The organism is Kribbella aluminosa, assembly GCF_017876295.1.
Classification (GTDB): Bacteria; Actinomycetota; Actinomycetes; order Propionibacteriales; family Kribbellaceae; genus Kribbella; species Kribbella aluminosa.
On the sequence record NZ_JAGINT010000002.1, the window covers coordinates 656,567 to 672,037 of the forward strand.

The window sequence follows — 15,471 nt, forward strand, 5'->3', positions numbered from 1 at the left end:
CCAGGGGCAGCGCTTGGAAGGTCCGGGACACTCCTCAGTCCCCGGACGAAACCCAGAGGTGCGGTCCGGGGCACTCCTCAGCCCCGGACCGCACCGCCCACCTGACCCGGCTGGGCTTGGCGGTTGACCCTGTATCGCCGCCGCCCAGCCGTTCCAACCACCTCCTGACCGACACCTCGGGTCAGGCAGGGCCGAGTGTCCTGGGCGGTAGGACACCGGAGGCTCCCGACACCTCACCGGGAACCTCCCCCTTGAGGTGGCCGGCTCCGAGTGTGACCGCCGCGCCTGGGCGGTCACACCCGGAGCCCTCAGACGAGGTTGCCTGGCCGTTGTCGAAGGACGACGGCGGCCAGGTGCTCCTCGGTGGAGATGCCCGCCGTGATCCTGCGGCGTTGCGCCCGGACCTTGCTCCTCAGGTCCGCCAGGGCACGCGACCCGGCCGCCGTCAGCTCGCGGCCGGTCAGCCACTCGCGCTCGACCAGCGGATTCGTCACCGCGGCGAGCCCGGCCGGGTCGCCGCCCGCCTGGCTTGGGGAGCGTAGCTGCCCGTTTCGGGAGGGCAATACTCCCCAACCTCGCCGCTTCGACGGCCACTTGTGCCGGAAACCAGTCAGATGTCTGCTTCCGGTCCGGTGCAGACCCGGACCTCGGTCAGGTGTGGTCCCCACCGCTGCCGCCGTACGACGGCCACGGCGCCGAACACCCCGAGCCAGTCCTCGTTCCCGAGGTACCGCTCCGGTACGTCGGTCAGCACGACGACGTCCAGGTCGGACGTCATCCGGGCGGTGTCACGCGCCCACGACCCGACCATCGCGACCCCGCGGATGTCCGCCTGGTCCGCGGCCCACCGCACGGCGTCGTCCACCACCTCGTCGACCTCCTGCGCACGGACCGCGTGGTTGGCGAGGTAGACGGTGAAGGGCGCGTCCGGCTGCACCACGGAGGCGTCGGGTGACCAGCCTTCGGCGTGGATCTCGCCGGCGTACTGCAGGCCGAGGCGCTTCATCACTGCCTGGGACGCGGTGTTGGCCCTCTCAGTGAAGGCAATCACCGACGACGCCCGCAGGGTGCTGAACGCGTAGTCCAGCCCGGCCCGGCCGAGCTCCGTCGCGAGTCCGCGGCCGCGGGCCGATTCGACGAGGGCCCAGCCGAGTTCGAGGCGGTCGGCGGCCCACTCCGGTCCGACCAGTGTGGCGATCGCTGAGGCAGTCGGGGAATCGGCGGGCATCCGGGACAGCCCGCCGCGGCCGGCCAGCTCGCCGGTGACCCGGTCGTACGCGAGCCACTTGCCGACGGCGTCGCGTTCCCACCCGGCCTGGTGTTCGGCGACGCGTACGGCGGCTTCGTCCGGCGACAGCGAGCCGTCGTACCAGCGCGCCACCCACGGGTCCGTGAAGAGGCGTTCCAGGTCCGCCGCATGTCCGGTCAGGACCCCGTTGGGTCCGGTGATCGGTTCCAGGCGGAGGCGGTCGGTGAAGCGGGTCCGGACCGCGTGCGCCACCAGGTCCCGCAGCCGGCGGTCGCCGTCGGTGCGGTTGACCATCAGCAGGTCCAGGTCGTCCGGGCCGGCCCAGGCGGACTTGTCGTGCTTACCGGCTTCGAGCCGTGGGCGGGTGAGGTCACCGTCGACGGTGACCAGGTAGTCGACCTCCCGGCGTACCCGCCCTTCCCACTCCCATTCCCAGTCCGCCATGGTCCAGACGATGTCCCGGACCTTCCACCCGGTCTCCTCCTCGACCTCCCGGACGAGTGCCTCCTCGGGCGTCTCCCCCGGTTCGAGATGCCCCCCGACGATGTCCCAGATCCCCGGCAACAACCGCCGCTCCGCCGTACGCCGCTGCAGGTAGACGCGATGCTGCTCGTCCCGGATCAAGGCCCCAACACAGTCGACAGCACGCATGCCCCCCAACCTAGCTAGCGCAGTGGGCGTTCCGTGACGCGGTTGGGCATGAAGCTGACGGCGATCACCAGGAGGAGGGCGGCTGCGGCGGCACCGTAGTAGACGTCGTGGACCGCGGGAGCGAGGACGCCGGCGGGGACCTTCTCGAGGTCGGTGTGGTTACCGCCGAGGCGGGCGGCGACGACGCCGTTCGCGACGGCGCCGAAGACCGCGACCCCGACCGCGCTGCCGACCGAGCGGGCGAACATGTTCGCGCCGGTCACCACGCCCCGCGTCTGCCACTCGACCGACGACTGCGCGGCCACGACCGACGGTGACGCGGAGAACCCGAGACCGATCCCGATCACGAAGCATGCGAGCGCGAGGTGCAGTACGGAGCTCGTGGTGCCGACCGTGAGCAGGATTCCGGAGCCGAGAACGACGATCAGCGCGCCCATCAGCATCGTCGTCCGGAACCCGACCCGCAGGTAGATCCGGCCCGCGAACGACGCCGCGATCGGCCACCCGAGCGTCATCGCGGCGAGCGTGAACCCGGCGACCAGCGCCGACGTACCGAGGACGCTCTGCGCGAACAGCGGCACGTACGTCGACAGGCCGATCATCAGCAGGCCGATCAGCAACGCCGCCGAGTTCGCCGAGTTCAGCACCCGCTGCCCGAGCACCCACAGCGGCAGGATCGGCTCGGCGGCGCGGCGTTCGACGAGGACGAACGCGATCAGCAGTACGACGGCCGCGGCCAGGATCACGATGCTCCGCGCCGAACCCCAGCCCCACATCACGCCGCCCTCGAGCAGCCCGAGCAGCAGCAGCGAACCGCCGGCCGCGAGCAGCACGGCGCCGGCGTAGTCGATCGTGTGGCCCGTCTTGTCCGCGACCTTCTCCTCGAACCGGCGGACCAGCACCCAGGCGGCCGCGATCCCGAGCGGGATGTTCACGAAGAAGATCCACCGCCAGGAGATGTAGTCCGAGAACACGCCGCCGAGGGTCGGCCCGACGAACGACGAGATCCCCCAGACGCTGGCGACGTACCCCTGCACCTTGGCGCGCTCCGCGACCGTGTAGATGTCGCCGATGATCGTCATCCCGATCGGCTGGATGGCACCCGCGCCGAGCCCCTGGACCAGCCGGAACGCGATCAGCGCCGGCATGCTCCAGGCGAACCCGCAGAGCACCGACCCGAGCAGGAACAGCCCGACCCCGAGCAGCATCATCGGCTTCCGCCCGCGCTGGTCGGCGAGCTTGCCGTAGATCGGCACCGACACCGCCTGGGCCAGCAGGTAGATCGAGAACAGCCAGGGGAACTGGGTGAAGCCGCCCAGGTCGGCGACCACGGACGGTACGGCGGTGGCCAGGATCGTCGCGTCGATCGCGACCAGGCCGACGCTCAACATCACCGCGAGCAGGATCGGGCCGCGTTCCGACCGAAGCCCCACACCCGTTCGGTCGATCCGCTCAGTAGTCATATCACCGACCAATGTATGTGAACCGGTAACTATTCCCCCAGTCGTGGACCGCCTCGTGGACTTCACCTCGGTACGACGAGCCAGGCGCGCCAGATGCAAGGCGACGGTCCCTGCAGTACGCCGCGAATCGGGAGCGGGAGGCTCGCAGTCAGGCAGGCTCGGTGAGCGCGCAGCCGATCAGGCTGCTGCACAGTGCGAGGGCGATGAGCGTGCTGAGGGCGAGCCGGAGGGACGTGTGCTCCGCGATCGTGCCGAGGACCGGGGTCGCGACGCCGCCGATGCTGACCGCGAGGCCGAGCGTCATACCGCCCGCCGTGCCGACGCGTCCGGGGAGGAAGTCCTGGCCGAGGGTGACGTGCAGCGAGAACGGGATCGACATCGCGATCGCGGTCAGCGCGAGGAAGCCGAAGAACCCCGGCCCGGGAACGAAGACCAGGCAGGCGATCGCGGGGACGGCGACGGCGTACGACGTTCGCAGTGTGCGGACCCGTCCGTACCGGGTGGCGAGCCGGCCGCCGAGGAGCGTGCCGAGCGCGCCGGAGGCCAACAGTACGAAGAGCGCGGTCCCGCCGGTGGTCGTCCCGCCAACGTCCCGCCAGCACCGGCCACCGACCGATCCAGGCCGGCGGCGGCATCGACCCGCACTGGCACGACCGCCACCAGATCGTGTACGCCGGCCGCGGCGTCCTGGCGGTCACCACCGACGCGGGCACCTGGGCAGCTCCCGCCACCACGGCGATCTGGATCCCCGCCCGCACCCTCCACCAACACCGCGCATACGGCGAAACCACGCTCCACACGATCGGCCTCACCGAAAACCCGCTCGAACTGGACGCCCCCACAGCCCCTTCCGTCACTCCGCTCCTCCGCGAACTGATCCTCACCTACACCTCGGCTGAAGAGTGGGAGTCGCCCCGCGCGCAGGCCGGGGAGGCGGCGCCCTCCGCTCGACTATCCGACGCAGCTGCTCGCGTCGCTCGCGCCACCTGTCGTGAGCACGGGGAGTCTGCGGAGCGGTTGCGGTTGGTGCTGCTGGATCAGTTGCGGGGGTCGGCTGAGCGGCCTACTTATCTGCCGGCCGGGCGTGATCCACGGCTGGTCGCGGTGTGCGAGTTGTTGCGGAAGGATCCGGCCGACTCCAGGACGTTCGCAGAGCTGGGGCGGGTGGTGGGGGCCAGTGAGCGGACGTTGAGTCGGCTGTTCAAGCGCGAGCTGGGGATGACGTTTCCGCGTGGCGGGTTCAGCTCAGGTTGCAGGGGGCGTTGATCCGGCTGGCGGAAGGGGAGTCGGTGACTCGGGTGGCGCACCGGACAGGGTGGTCGTCGACGAGTGCGTTCATCGACAGCTTTCGGCGCGCCTTCGGTCACACACCCGGAGCGCGCAGGGCCTGATCGAGGATTCGGCTCCATTGGTGGACGATGCCGCGGCGGCGGGCGCTGTCGTCCGTCAGCAGATCGGCCAGGCCGAGACCGCGTGCCATGTCCAGGACCCCCTGCACCGTCTCCCGAACCCCGGGCGTCCGCTCACTGACCTCCAGCACTTCCAGCAACGCGCGATGCGCCTGCCGACCCACATGCGCCTCCAGCCGGACGATCTGCGCCCGCAGCGCCTCCTCGGTCGACGCCGCCACCCACAGATGCAGCGCGGCCCGGAACAGCGGCCCGGTGTACACGTCCGCCAGCATCCCTACGATCGCCTCGGTCCGCCCGGCGCCACTCGGCAGCGCGGACGCCTGCGCCCGGATCTCGGCCAGCCGTACTTCGGTCATGTACTCGACCGCCGCCGCGAACAGATCCGCCCGCGTCGGGAAGTGATGCTGCGCCGCACCCCGCGACACCCCGGCCCGCGTCGCCACCACGCTCACCGTGGTCGCGGCGTACCCGACCTCGGCGAGCGACTCGACCGCGGCCTCGAGCAGCCGCTGCCGGGTCGCCCGCGAACGGTCCTGCTGCGGCGCTTTCAGCCCATGAGCGAGCGTGCCGAGCTCATCATTCAACACTTCACTCACGGGCCCGCAGCTCCCGGCGGAGGATCTTCCCGGACGCCGCCTTGGGTACCGCGTCGATAAACTCCACCAGCCGGACCTTCTTGTACGGCGCCACCCGCGCAGCGACGTACTCCATCACGTCGTCCGCGGACAGCGAGACCCCCGGCATCGGCACCACGAACGCCTTCGGTACTTCGGTCCCGTCTGCGTCGACGCCGATCACCGCCGCGTCCGCGATCCGGTCGTCGGTGAGCAGTACGGCCTCAAGCTCCGCGGGCGGCACCTGGTACCCGTGGTACTTGATCAGTTCCTTCACCCGATCCACGACGTACAGGTAGCCCCGGTCGTCGACCCGTCCGATGTCGCCGGTGTGCAGCCAGCCGTCCGCGTCGACGGTGGCGTCCGTATCGGCCGGCCGCCCGAGGTACCCCTTCATCACCTGCGGGCCGCGGATCCAGATCTCGCCCTCGTCCGTATCGTTGCCGTCGGCACCGACCAGCCGCATCTCGGTGGACGGAAAGAGCTTCCCGACCGCACCCGGCGGCGGCTCCGGGTCGTCCTGCGGTACGGCGTGGGTCCCGGGCGACAGCTCGGTCATCCCGTACGCCTGCAGCACCGCGTGCAACCCGAGCCGCTTCGCACACGCCGCGGCCAGCTCGCCGTCGAGCGGAGCCGCCGCCGAGGTGACATAACGAAGCGCCGACAGGTCGACCCCGTCCACCGCCGGGTGCTTCGCCAGCGCCAGCACGACCGGCGGCGCCACGAACGCCCGCGTGATCCGCTGCTCGTCCAGCGTGGTCAGGAACTGCTGCAGCTCGAACTTCGGCAGTACGACGACCGTCGCGCCGAGCCGCAGCGGCAGGTTCATCAACACCGACAGCCCGTAGATGTGGAAGAACGGCAGGATCGCGATGATCCGTTCCTCGTCCCCGAGCGTGATCATCACCTCGGCCTGCGAGATGTTCGTCGCGATGTTCCGGTGCGTCAGCATCACGCCCTTGGCCGCACCGGTCGTGCCGCTCGAGTACGGCAGTACGGCGACGTCCACCGCCGGGTCGATCTCCACCACCGGCTCCGGACCCGTCGACGCGAACAGCTCCTGCACCGAGCGGTACCCCTCGGCCTGGTCGCAGACGAAGATCTGCTCGACGCCGGTACCTTCGACCGCCGCGGTCGCGACCGGCAGGAACAGCGAAATCGTCACCAGCAACTTCGCCTTCGAGTCGATCAACTGCTTGTGCAGCTCGCTCGCCGTGTAGAGCGCGTTCACGGTCGTCACGGTCGCGCCCGCGCGGGTGGCGCCGTAGAACACCACCGGATAGAGGATCGAGTTCGGGCTGTAGAGCGCGATCACGTCCCCGTGCCGGATGCCGAGCTCGGCAAGACCGGCCGCGACCCGGCGGGTCAGATGGTCCAGCTGGGCGTAGCTGAGCGTCTTGCCGGTGACCCCGTCGACCATCGCCGGCCGGTCGCCGTACTCCTGGGCTCTGCCGAGGACGGCGTCGTGGATCGGTACGTCGAGCACCGCGACAGGCGGGAACTGGCTGGTGATGATCATGGCCCCACTCCTTTTAGTACGACCTAGTACGACCTAGTACGACTTCGGCAGTCCGAGGCTGTGTTGTGCGACGAAGTTCAGGATCATCTCCCGGCTCACCGGTGCGATCCGGGTCGCGCGGGCGGCGGCGACCAGCGAGGCGACGCCGTACTCGACCGTCATACCGTTCCCGCCGAGGGATTGCACGGCCTGGTCGGTGGCGCGGACGGCGACCTCGCCGGCGGCGTACTTCGCCATGTTCGCGGCCTCGCCGGCACCCATGTCGTCGCCCGCGTCGTACAGCGCGGCGGCCTTCTGCATCATCAGGCGGGCGAGCTCGAGCTCGATCTTGATCTGCGCGAGTGGGTGCGCGAGCCCTTGGTGTGCGCCGATCGGGTGCTTCCAGACCTGGCGTTCCTTGACGTACGCCGTCGCCTTGCCGAGCGCGTGCCGGGCGATCCCGAGCGCGAACGCGGACGCCATGATCCGCTCCGGGTTCAGGCCCGCGAACAGCTGCATGAGGGCCGCGTCCCCGGATCCGACAAGCGCTTCGCGCGGGAGCTGTACGTCGTCCAGGAACAAGGCGTACTGCTTGTCCGGGCTGATCAGGTCCATCTCGATCTGCCGGAACTCCACGCCCGGCGCGTCGATCGGGACGATGAACAACGCCGGCTTCAGCTTGCCGGTGCGAGCGTCCTCCGTGCGGCCGACGACCAGGACGGCCTTCGCGACGTCGAGGCCGGAGATGAAGACCTTCTGCCCGGTCAGCGACCAGCCGTCCTCGGTCCGGCGGGCGGTGGTGGTGATCTGGTGCGAGTTCGAGCCGGCGTCGGGTTCGGTGATCGCGAACGCCATGATCGTCGTACCGTCGGCGAGGCCCGGCAGCCAGCGCTGCTTCTGGTCGTCGGTGCCGAACCGCGAGATCACCGTACCGCAGATCGACGGCGAGACCACCATCATCAGCAACGGACAGCCGGCCGCGCCGAGCTCCTCCAGCACGATCGACAGGTCGGCCATCCCGCCGCCTCCGCCGCCGTACCGCTCGGGCAGGTTCACCCCGAGGAACCCGAGCTTGCCGGCCTCCAGCCACAGCTCGGCGGTGTTCCCGCCGGACCGGGCCTGCCGGTTGAACCACTCGTACCCGTACTTCTTCCCGAGCTCGGCGACCACCTTCCGCAGCTCCCGGCGCTCTTCCGATTCGACGAAGCTCATGCGTCCTCCCCAACCACGGCCAGTACGGCGCCGACCTCGACCTGTTGTCCCGCTGCCACCTTCAACTCCCCGACAACCCCGTCCACCGGCGCGGCGATCGTGTGCTCCATCTTCATCGCCTCCAACCACAGCAACGGCTGCCCTTGCGTCACCACATCACCCACCTGCACGCCGACCCGAACCACGGTCCCCGGCATAGGTGCCACCAACGATCCGGCGGCCATCTGCTGCGCCGGATCGGTGAACCGCTCGACCGTCGACAACTGCACGCTGCCCAAGGCCGAGTCCACACAGGTGAGCCCGCCGTACGCCGCGACCTCGAACATCCTGCGCACCCCATCGACTTCGAGCACCACCCGTTCCGAGGTGCTGTCGAGGAGGATGATGTTGCCATCGACAACCAATCCGTCGCGGGTCAGCCGGTAGCCGATCTCGTGCACCACCTCGCCCACGCGGTAGCTCTTCCGCTGCAGTTGCGACGGAAGGTTCCGCCACCCACTCGGGACCCGTACCGGATCACACCGGCCGGCCGCATCCGCCAGCGCCGCGGCCAACGCCGACACCCGCACCACCGCATCGTCAACCCCAGGCCCGACTCCGTGTTCGCCGAAGAACGCGGTGTCGGTGTCTCCCGCGAGGAACGCCGGGTGCCGCAGGATCCACGCGAGGAGATCCCGATTCGTGCCTACGCCGTGGAGCTTCGCGCGTCCCAGCACCCCGGCCAGCCGCCGCGCGACCGCAGTCCGATCAGGCCCGTACGCGATCACCTTCGCCAGCATCGGGTCGTAGTACGGCGAAACCTCCGACCCGTCCTCAACCCCCGAGTCCACCCGCAGCCCGCTTTCCGGAACCTTTTCGCCCGCAGGTGCGACATTTGTTCCGGAAAGGCGCGCATCCCCGACCTGGAAGCGGTGCAGGCGGCCGGTCTGCGGCTGCCAGTCGCGGGTCGGGTCCTCGGCGTACAACCGGACCTCGATCGCGTGACCGACCGTCGGTGGTGGTTCCGGCGGGAGGTGCTCGCCCGCGGCGACGGCGAACTGGAGCTCGACCAGGTCGAGCCCGGTCGTCTCCTCGGTCACCGGGTGTTCCACCTGGAGGCGGGTGTTCATCTCGAGGAAGTAGAAGTTGCCGGTCTCGTCCGCGAGGAACTCGACCGTCCCGGCGCCGACGTACCCGATCGCGGCCGCGGCCTTCCGTGCCGCGTCGAACAGGGCGGGACGCATCGAAGGGATGCGTTCCACCAGCGGCGAAGGCGCCTCCTCGACAACCTTCTGGTGCCGGCGCTGGATGGAGCATTCGCGTTCCCCGACGGCCCAGATCGTCCCGTGCTGATCGGCCATGATCTGTACTTCGACATGCCGCCCGCTGGCCAGATACCGCTCGCAGAACACGGTCCCGTCGCCGAACGCCGACAACGCCTCCGCCGACGCCGCCTCGATCTCCCCGGCCAGGTCCGCCAGCCGCGAGACCACCCGCATCCCGCGCCCACCACCACCGGCCGACGCCTTCACCAGCACCGGCAGGTCACCCGCCGCCACCTCAGCAGGCGTGAGCTCGGCAAGCACCGGCACTCCGGCGGCCGCCATCAGCTTCTTCGCCTCGATCTTCGACCCCATCGACGAGATCGCGTCCACCGGCGGCCCGATCCAGGTCAGCCCCGCGTCGATCACCGCCTGCGCGAACGCCGCGTTCTCCGACAGGAACCCATACCCCGGATGTACGGCGTCCGCGCCCGCCCGCCGCGCCGCCTCGACGATCAGGTCCGCGCGCAGATAGGTCTCGCCCGGAGCATTCCCCGGCAGCTGTACGGCGGCGTCCGCCTCGTCGACGTACGGCATCCGCGCATCGGCCGTCGAGTAGACAGCGACCGTCGACAGGCCGAGCGCGCGAGCGGTCCGGAAGACCCGGCGGGCGATCTCGCCCCGGTTGGCCACCAGTACGGAAGAAATCATCGGCATCACATCCTGAAGACGCCGAAGGACGACGTGCCTTCGACCGGGGCGGAGTGGATGGCGGAGAGGCAGATGCCGAGCACGGTGCGGGTGTCGCGGGGGTCGATCACGCCGTCGTCGTACAGCCGGCCGGACAGGAACATCGGGAGTGACTCCGCCTCGATCTGTCCCTCGACGTACGCGCGCATCTGCCGGTCGCCGTCCTCGTCGTACGGCGTGCCCTTCGCCTGCGCCGCCGCCCGCGCGACGATCGACAGGACGCCGGCGAGCTGCTGCGGGCCCATCACCGCGGACTTCGCGGACGGCCACGCGAACAGGAAGCGTGGGTCGAACGCCCGCCCGCACATGCCGTAGTGCCCGGCGCCGTACGACGCGCCCATCAGGATCGAGATGTGCGGGACCTTGGAGTTCGAGACGGCGTTGATCATCTGCGCGCCGTGCTTGATGATCCCGCCCTGCTCGTACTCCTGCCCGACCATGTACCCGGTCGTGTTGTGCAGGAAGATCAGCGGCGTGTTCGCCCGGTTCGCGAGCTGGATGAACTGCGCTGCCTTCTGCGACTCCTCACTGAACAGCACCCCGCGCGCGTTGGCGAGGATCCCGACCGGGTACCCGTGCACGGACGCCCACCCGGTCGCCAGCGACGACCCGTACAACGGCTTGAACTCGTCGAACACCGACCCGTCCACGACCCGGGCGATCACGTCCCGCGGATCGAACGGGATCTTCAGGTCGCCCGGCACGATGTCCAGCAGGTCGTCGGAGTCGAGGAGCGGTTCGGCGTACGACGAGGCAGCGGGCGGACCGGCCTTGCGCCAGTTCAGCCGGGACACGATCTGCCGCCCGAGACGGATCGCGTCCTGCTCGTCGACCGCGAAGTAGTCGGCCAGACCGGACTGCCGGGCGTGCATCGAGGCACCGCCGAGCGACTCGTCGTCCGCGTCCTCACCGGTCGCCATCTTCACCAGCGGCGGCCCGGCCAGGAACACCTTCGCGGCGCCGTCGACCATCACCACGTGATCGCTCATCCCCGGGATGTACGCGCCGCCCGCGGTCGAGTTGCCGAACACCAGCGCGATCGTCGGGATCCCCTCCGCGGACAACCGGGTCAGGTTCCGGAACATCGCGCCGCCGGGGATGAAGATCTCCTTCTGCGTCGGCAGGTCGGCGCCACCGGACTCGACCAGGCTGATCACCGGGAGCCGGTTCGCGCGGGCGATCTCGTCGGAGCGCAGAGCTTTGCGCAGTGTCCACAGATTGCTGGCGCCGCCTTTGACCGTCGGGTCGTTCGCGGTGATCAGGCACTCGACGCCTTCGACCACGCCGATCCCGGTCACCAGGCTGGCGCCGACGGTGAAGTCCGAACCCCAGCCGGCCAGCGGCGAGAGTTCCAGGAAGTAGGAGTCCGGGTCGAGCAGCAACTCGATCCGCTCACGAGCCAGCAGCTTGCCGCGTTTGTGATGCCGCTCGACGTACTTCGGCCCGCCGCCCGCGAGCGCCTTCGCATGCTCGACGTCGAGCGCGGCAAGCTTCTCCAGCATCGCCTCCCGGTTACTCATGCGGCAGCCGCATGGCTGGGGGTGTCGTGTATCCCAGTCTCTTCGCGGCCAGCCCGGTCAGGATCTCCGTCGTACCGCCGCCGATCGCGAGGATCTTCTGATCCCGGTACTGGCGTTCCACCTCGGCCTCCCGCATGTACCCGAGCCCGCCGTGCAACTGCAGCGCCTGATCACACACCCACTGCCCCGCCTCCACCGCGGTGTTCTTCGCGAAGCACGTCTCGGCGATCACGTCCTCGCCCGCGTCCGCCCGGCGAGCGATCTCGTGCACATAAACCCGCGCCACCGAGATCCGCCGCGCCATCTCGGTCAACGTGTGCTGCACGGTCTGCCGCGAGATCAGCGGCCGCCCGAAGGTGTCCCGCTGCCGACACCACTCGACAGTCAGGTCCAGCGCCCGCTGCGCCCCCGCGTACGCCTGCACAGCCAAGGTGAGCCGCTCCGCCACGAAGTTCACCGCAAGCTGCACAAACCCGGATCCCTGGGCGCCCACCAGATTCTCGGCCGGCACGCGAACGTCCGTGAACGAAAGCTCAGCCGTGTCCGAGCACAACCACCCCATCTTCTCCAGCTTCCGCGACACCTCGAACCCCGCCGTACCCCGCTCGATCACCAGCAAGCTGATCCCATGCGGTCCAGGGCCGTCAGTGCGTACCGCGGTGGTGACAAAGTCCGCCCGGCATCCCGATGTGATGAACGTCTTCGCACCGTTCACGACAAACACGTCACCCTCGCGGCGAGCCGTCGTACGAAGGGCCGCCACGTCCGACCCACCATCAGGCTCCGTGATCGCCAGCGCCCCGATCAGCTCACCGTCCAACGTGGGTCGCACCCACCGCTCGAGCTGGCTTTGATTGCCCGCAGCAACGATGTGCGGAAGTGCGATCCCGCAGGTCAACAGCGACGCGACGAGTCCACCGGAGCCGCCCGCGTAGTGCATCTCCTCGACGACGGCGATCGCGTCGAGGAGCGACCCGCCCCCGCCACCGACCGCCTCCGGGAACCCTACTCCGAGCAGCCCGAGAGCGCCCGCCTTCTTGTGCAGCTCCCGCGGCAACTCGCCGTCCCGCTCCCACTGATCCAGCTGCGGCAGCACCTCGGCGCGCATGAACCGCCGTACCGACTCCCTGAAGTCATTCACAGCAACACCTCCGGTACGTCGACGTACCGCGACCGCAGCCACTCCGCGACGGCCTTCGCCTGCGGGTCGAACCGGGCCTGCGCCGCCACCCCCTCGCCGAGCAACCCCTCGACGACGAAGTTCACCGCCCACAAGTTCGGCAGCAGGTACCGCGTCACGGTCAGCGGCTGCGTCTCCGGCAGCAGCTCCTTGAACAGCGGCACCGTGAGCGTGTGCGCCAGCCACCGCCAGGCCTTCTCGTCGCGGACCCAGACGCCGACGTTCGCGTCGCCACCCTTGTCCCCCGAGCGTGCCCCGGCGATCCGGCCGAGCGGGACCTCGCGAGTACGCGGCGGTCCGCTCGACAGCTGCAGCAGGGGCATCGGCTCCTCGACGTCGTCGACGGGCGCGAGCGGTTGCGTCTCGGCCGCCGGTGCGACGACGTTCCGGGTCCCGTCCGGCAGTACGGCGACGTGCTCGACGTCGTGGATGTCGACGTACCCGGCCCGGAACACGCCGTACGGCGAACCCTCACCAGGCGGCGCCGTGACGTGGAACCCGGGGTAGCTCGCGAGCGCCAGCTCCACCGCCGCATTGCTGAACGCGCGCCCGACCACCTTCGGATCCGGGTCCTTCACCGCGCAGCGAAGGTAGACGCTGGCCTCCTCCTCGGACTCGGCATTCGGCTTCTCGGTCCAGGCGATCGACCACCTCAGCTCGGCCGGCCGCTTCGGCAGCGCCTGCTCCAGCTGCTTCTGGACGAGCTCCGCCTTCTGCTCCAGCTGAAGCCCGGTGAGTACGAAGTCGACCTCGTTGCGGAACCCGCCGACGCTGTTCAGCGAGACCTTGTACGTCGGCGGCGGCGCCTCACCGCGGACGCCGGAGATCCGTACTCGATCCGGACCGTCCGCGGAGAGCTCGATCGTGTCGAGCCGCGTGGTGACGTCCGGACCGGCGTACCGGGCGCCGGTGATCTCGTACAGCAGTTGCGCCTTGACCGTGTCGATCGTGACCGCGCCGCCGGTGCCGTCGTGCTTGGTGATCACGCTGCTGCCGTCCGCGTGGATCTCCGCGATCGGGAACCCGGGCCGCCCGAAGTCGCGGATCTCGGTGAAGAACGCGTAGTTCCCTCCGGTCGCCTGACACCCGCACTCGATCACATGCCCGGCCGCGACCGCCCCCGCGAGCTCGTCGTACTGCGTCCGCCCCCACCCGTGATGCGCCGCCGCCGGACCGACGATCACCGAAGCATCGGTCACCCGCCCGGTGACCACCACATCCGCGCCGGCGAGCAGCGCCTCTGCGATACCCCAGGCGCCCAGATAGGCGTTGGCGGTCATCGGCGTACCCAGCCCCAGCTCCGCAGCCCTGGGCAGAAGGTCGTCGCCTTCGACGTACGCAACCTTCGGATGCAGCCCGAGCTTGTCTGCGAGTTCGCCGATCGCCGCGGCCAGACCCGAGGGGTTCAACCCACCCGCGTTGCTGACGATCTTCACGCGCCGATCGAGCGCCTCCCCAAGGCCGGCCTCGAGCTGCCTCAGGAACGTCTTCGCATACCCCAGTCCGGGATCCTTCAGCCGATCCCACCCGAGGATCAGCATCGTCAGCTCGGCCAGATAATCCCCCGTCAACACATCCAAAGGCCCACCGGTGAGCATCTCCTGCACCGCACCGAACCGGTCACCGTAGAAGCCGGACGCGTTTCCGATCCGGATGGGGGTGGTGGCGTCTGTGCTCCCGGGCTCGTTTGGTGCGGTCATGTGAACTGCCCAGCCCGGCGGCCCTTGCCCGGCAACCCGGCAAACACCTGGATGATCCCGAGCCACTCCTCGGCATCCGCCCCCTCGGCCTGCACCGAGAGATCGTCCCGGTGCCGCCGCTGAGTGGCCAGCAGACAGAAGTCGAGCGCCGGCGCACTCACCCGCTGCCTCGCGTCCTCAGGTCCCCAGACCCACAGCTCACCGTCGGGACCGGTGAGCTCGACGCGGAACGGTTCACCGGGTGGCGTGCGATTGTTCAGCAAATAAGCGAAGTCCCGAGTACGCACCGCCAGATGCGCCACATGCCGCAGCCGGTTGCTCGGTTGCCGCCGTACGCCGAGGGCGTCGAACACGTCCTGCCCGTGCGCCCACGTCTCCATCAGCCGCGCGGTCGCCATCGAGGTGGGACTCATCGGCGGCCCGTACCAGGGCACCTTCTCCCCGTCCGGCACCCTCCGCAACGCGTCCACGACCTCGGCGCGCGTCTGCCGCCAGTACGTCAGCAACTGATCCGGCGGCAGCGCGGCAGTCTCCGCGGCCCCGTCGTCGACGTACGTCGTCGGACTGGCCGCCGCGATCCGCAGCGAGGCCTTGAACCCCTCCGGATCGGTCGCCGCCAACTGCGCGGCCTCGTCCGTCCACGCGAGATGCGCGATCTGATGCGCGATCGTCCACCCCGGGGCGGGCGTCGCAGTAGACCACTCGCCTGCGGCCAACCCGTCGACCAACCGATCCAGCTCAGCACTCTCGACCGACAGATCGGCCAGCACATCATCCAGTCGCACGCCGCACTCCCTCGCCAGGGACCGATGCAGCCGAGCCTCCCACTCCGGGCTAAAAGAATCAAGCGTGCTTGTTTTTGGCTGGGTGGACCTGCAGGCATACAGAAGTGCCCTTCCAGCCGCGCAGAAGGGCCGACAACGGGACTTGTGCTTGCGCGTGCGTCCACTCCGGGAGGTCGAGTGGTCTGTTCAACGGTCG

General features: G+C 69.6%; 14 protein-coding genes. 2 read left to right on the forward strand and 12 right to left on the reverse strand.

Features of this window, described 5'->3' with window-relative positions; translation table 11 throughout:
- Positions 1-308: 308 nt before the first annotated feature.
- The 4 genes from JOF29_RS24525 to JOF29_RS24540 form a co-directional block, all read right to left on the reverse strand.
- On the reverse strand, positions 309-563 hold the full coding sequence (locus JOF29_RS24525; protein ID WP_209696813.1) for a hypothetical protein: 255 nt from the start codon (positions 561-563) through the stop codon (positions 309-311).
- Positions 564-610: 47 nt separating this feature from the next.
- Positions 611-1,900 (reverse strand): GNAT family N-acetyltransferase, encoded by a 1,290-nt coding sequence (locus JOF29_RS24530; protein ID WP_209696814.1) that lies wholly within the window; start codon positions 1,898-1,900, stop codon positions 611-613.
- A 14-nt stretch (positions 1,901-1,914) separates the two neighbouring features.
- A complete protein-coding gene (locus tag JOF29_RS24535; RefSeq protein WP_209696815.1) occupies positions 1,915-3,363 on the reverse strand; it encodes an MFS transporter in 1,449 nt (482 codons plus the stop codon).
- A 148-nt stretch (positions 3,364-3,511) separates the two neighbouring features.
- Positions 3,512-3,910 carry an MFS transporter gene (locus JOF29_RS24540; protein ID WP_209696816.1) on the reverse strand — a complete coding sequence of 133 codons (399 nt, stop codon included), beginning with the start codon at positions 3,908-3,910 and terminating at the stop codon, positions 3,512-3,514.
- On the opposite strand from JOF29_RS24540, the gene JOF29_RS24545 reads away from it, so the two are divergent.
- Both JOF29_RS24545 and JOF29_RS43505 read left to right on the forward strand, forming a co-directional pair.
- Positions 3,841-4,629 (forward strand): AraC family transcriptional regulator, encoded by a 789-nt coding sequence (locus tag JOF29_RS24545; RefSeq protein WP_307863651.1) that lies wholly within the window; start codon positions 3,841-3,843, stop codon positions 4,627-4,629. The genes JOF29_RS24540 and JOF29_RS24545 overlap by 70 nt on opposite strands.
- Positions 4,614-4,754 carry a helix-turn-helix domain-containing protein gene (locus JOF29_RS43505; protein ID WP_245359423.1) on the forward strand — a complete coding sequence of 47 codons (141 nt, stop codon included), beginning with the start codon at positions 4,614-4,616 and terminating at the stop codon, positions 4,752-4,754. Before JOF29_RS24545 ends, JOF29_RS43505 begins: the two co-directional genes overlap by 16 nt.
- Here the strand turns inward: JOF29_RS43505 and JOF29_RS24550 are convergent.
- From JOF29_RS24550 to JOF29_RS24585, 8 genes are read right to left on the reverse strand one after another with little or no spacing between them, the layout of a single operon-like run.
- The gene (locus JOF29_RS24550) at positions 4,727-5,371 is read right to left on the reverse strand and encodes a TetR/AcrR family transcriptional regulator (protein WP_307863652.1); all 645 of its coding nucleotides are present in this window, start codon (positions 5,369-5,371) and stop codon (positions 4,727-4,729) included. The two genes, JOF29_RS43505 and JOF29_RS24550, sit on opposite strands and share 28 nt — an antisense overlap.
- The gene (locus tag JOF29_RS24555) at positions 5,364-6,908 is read right to left on the reverse strand and encodes an AMP-binding protein (RefSeq protein ID WP_209696817.1); all 1,545 of its coding nucleotides are present in this window, start codon (positions 6,906-6,908) and stop codon (positions 5,364-5,366) included. The genes JOF29_RS24550 and JOF29_RS24555 overlap by 8 nt, the downstream gene beginning before the upstream one ends.
- A 33-nt stretch (positions 6,909-6,941) precedes the next feature.
- Positions 6,942-8,099: an acyl-CoA dehydrogenase family protein gene (locus tag JOF29_RS24560; RefSeq protein ID WP_209696818.1), complete on the reverse strand. Its 1,158-nt coding sequence runs from the start codon at positions 8,097-8,099 to the stop codon at positions 6,942-6,944.
- Positions 8,096-10,051 (reverse strand): acetyl/propionyl/methylcrotonyl-CoA carboxylase subunit alpha, encoded by a 1,956-nt coding sequence (locus JOF29_RS24565; RefSeq protein WP_281067430.1) that lies wholly within the window; start codon positions 10,049-10,051, stop codon positions 8,096-8,098. Before JOF29_RS24565 ends, JOF29_RS24560 begins: the two co-directional genes overlap by 4 nt.
- A 5-nt stretch (positions 10,052-10,056) precedes the next feature.
- The gene (locus JOF29_RS24570; RefSeq protein ID WP_209696820.1) at positions 10,057-11,610 is read right to left on the reverse strand and encodes an acyl-CoA carboxylase subunit beta; all 1,554 of its coding nucleotides are present in this window, start codon (positions 11,608-11,610) and stop codon (positions 10,057-10,059) included.
- A complete protein-coding gene (locus JOF29_RS24575; RefSeq protein WP_209696821.1) occupies positions 11,603-12,751 on the reverse strand; it encodes an acyl-CoA dehydrogenase family protein in 1,149 nt (382 codons plus the stop codon). The genes JOF29_RS24570 and JOF29_RS24575 overlap by 8 nt, the downstream gene beginning before the upstream one ends.
- Positions 12,748-14,490, reverse strand: coding sequence for an acyclic terpene utilization AtuA family protein (locus JOF29_RS24580; protein WP_209696822.1), 1,743 nt, complete (start codon positions 14,488-14,490; stop codon positions 12,748-12,750). The genes JOF29_RS24575 and JOF29_RS24580 overlap by 4 nt, the downstream gene beginning before the upstream one ends.
- Complete coding sequence (locus tag JOF29_RS24585; RefSeq protein ID WP_209696823.1) at positions 14,487-15,275, reverse strand: TIGR03084 family metal-binding protein; 789 nt, start codon at positions 15,273-15,275, stop codon at positions 14,487-14,489. The genes JOF29_RS24580 and JOF29_RS24585 overlap by 4 nt, the downstream gene beginning before the upstream one ends.
- Positions 15,276-15,471: the final 196 nt, after the last annotated feature.